The sequence below is a fragment of the Bacillus sp. mrc49 genome, assembly GCF_002803435.1.
Map to the genome: position 1 here is coordinate 1 of NZ_PHNG01000394.1, position 317 is coordinate 317.

Annotated in this window: 1 rRNA gene; it reads left to right on the plus strand. The window is 55.2% G+C overall.

What is annotated here, in order from left to right:
- Positions 1–314 (plus strand): 16S ribosomal RNA (locus CVN76_RS02465); the annotation flags it as partial.
- Positions 315–317: the final 3 nt, after the last annotated feature.

The following is a 317-nucleotide window of genomic DNA, read 5'->3' on the forward strand; positions in this document are numbered from 1 at the left end:
CGTGCTACAATGGATGGTACAAAGGGCTGCAAACCTGCGAAGGTAAGCGAATCCCATAAAGCCATTCTCAGTTCGGATTGCAGGCTGCAACTCGCCTGCATGAAGCCGGAATCGCTAGTAATCGCGGATCAGCATGCCGCGGTGAATACGTTCCCGGGCCTTGTACACACCGCCCGTCACACCACGAGAGGTTGTAACACCCGAAGTCGGTGAGGTAACCTTCATGGAGCCAGCCGCCTAAGGTGGGACAGATGATTGGGGTGAAGTCGTAACAAGGTAGCCGTATCGGAAGGTGCGGCTGGATCACCTCCTTTCTA